A 1,677-nucleotide genomic window follows, 5' to 3' on the forward strand; every position below is an offset into this window, starting at 1 on the left:
TGAAGAAGTGGCAAAAGACGATCCTGGCGTACTTCGACACCGACGGTGCCAGCAACGGTGGCACCGAGGCGGTCAACGGGCTCATCGAGCTGGGCAGGCGGATCGCTCGCGGATTCCGCAACCTCGAGAACTACCGACTCCGCATGCTGCTCATCACTGGCGGCCTGGACGCATCAACCCACACTCAACTCTGAAGAGCCGCGAATCCCTCATCATTTCGGCTGGGAATCAGTCATCCAGCCCCCTGATAAACTTCGCAACCGGGCTAAATCCCTGCCACCCATGCTGGGAATCAGTCATCCAGCCCCCTGATAAACTTCTCATTGAGGCGGCAAAAATGCCGGATATGCTGGGAATCAGTCATCCAGCCCCCTGATAAACTTCGCCGTGAACGTCACCGAGCGCGGAACCTGCTGGGAATCAGTCATCCAGCCCCCTGATAAACTTCTGTAGGGGCGGTCAGGGTATTCGGCTAGGCTGGGAATCAGTCATCCAGCCCCCTGATAAACTTCGTTCTAGTAACAGGCGAGTAATTCGCCCGCTGGGAATCAGTCATCCAGCCCCCTGATAAACTTCATGCGGACCAGGGCACCGTCCCGAACGAGCTGGGAATCAGTCATCCAGCCCCCTGATAAACTTCTACCACCTCCGACCGCTCGGCGTCGTCGAGCTGGGAATCAGTCATCCAGCCCCCTGATAAACTTCTGACCGAAGTCATGCAGGCTCGCATGAAGCTGGGAATCAGTCATCCAGCCCCCTGATAAACTTCTGATCGCGATCTACCAACAGTGTCAGGTGCTGGGAATCAGTCATCCAGCCCCCTGATAAACTTCTGGCTCCCCCTTCCTGACATGTCGGTCGGCTGGGAATCAGTCATCCAGCCCCCTGATAAACTTCGATTTCAGGGCGCGCCGCACGATGCGTTGCTGGGAATCAGTCATCCAGCCCCCTGATAAACTTCAAAAAGCTTGGTTTAATCGTTCTAATGCGCTGGGAATCAGTCATCCAGCCCCCTGATAAACTTCAGGAACCCCGAGATTCTGCTTAATCTCGGGGTTCCGAGGCGTCCAAGCGCTAGAAAATCTGAAGCTGTTGCGGGGAATCGTCGGGCTTTGACTCGATGCTGTTGATGAACCTCATCGTGCTTGCCCACTGTCGATCAGTCAGATGCAAGATGTGTACTGCACCTCCTGAAGGAATCGCCCCGCGAATCATTTTCACGATCCACCCATCCCCTCCCGCCACTGGCGTGTACTTGATGTAGACGCTGTACTGGAGCATGCAGAAACCCAAGTCCGTGAGGTGCCTCCGGAATCCATTGGCATTCCGACGCTCGACTGCTGTCGTTACTGGAAGATCGAACATCACCATGCACCACATCGGATCCTTGCTCCTGACCATTGGATGCTCCCTATGGAACCGGGTCCCAGACTGGTACTCGTAAGCGAGGGGTTTTGCCTTCCACATACTGGCCAAACCCTCGAGCCAGATTGGTGGCTTCAGTTACTACGCTCGCGGCGCTACGTCCCATTAGCTGGTCTGACGCACCAACTAACTCTGCTTTGACTCCCGGATCTCCGATGTCGGCAGTTGAGTCCCTCATAGTGGTGTAGCGGGGTGGTCGTGCTGGACAGCAGGGCGGTCACCGCGTGATCCTCGAGTTCATCTTCTACAACT

Annotated in this window: 2 protein-coding genes and 1 CRISPR repeat array; of the genes, one reads left to right on the plus strand and one right to left on the minus strand. The window is 55.8% G+C overall.

Annotated elements, in window-relative coordinates:
* A partial coding sequence (locus BSZ39_RS12715) for a transposase (protein WP_143180550.1) occupies positions 1–194 on the plus strand: 194 nt, incomplete at its 5' end.
* A gap of 26 nt (positions 195–220) precedes the next feature.
* Positions 221–1,025: a CRISPR direct-repeat array (repeat unit 36 nt; unit sequence GCTGGGAATCAGTCATCCAGCCCCCTGATAAACTTC).
* Between the two features lie 49 nt (positions 1,026–1,074).
* On the opposite strand, the gene cas2 is transcribed toward BSZ39_RS12715, so the two are convergent.
* Positions 1,075–1,467, minus strand: a complete 393-nt coding sequence (cas2, locus tag BSZ39_RS12720) for a CRISPR-associated endonuclease Cas2 (protein WP_342741825.1) — start codon at positions 1,465–1,467, stop codon at positions 1,075–1,077.
* Between the last annotated feature and the right edge of the window lie 210 nt (positions 1,468–1,677).

Source organism: Bowdeniella nasicola (genome assembly GCF_001907295.1).
Taxonomy (GTDB): Bacteria; Actinomycetota; Actinomycetes; order Actinomycetales; family Actinomycetaceae; genus Bowdeniella; species Bowdeniella nasicola.

Excerpts from the sequence above, each read along its gene's own strand:
- cas2 (WP_342741825.1), bottom strand. The coding sequence starts at position 1,467 with ATGTGGAAGGCAAAACCCCTCGCTTACGAGTACCAGTCTGGGACCCGG.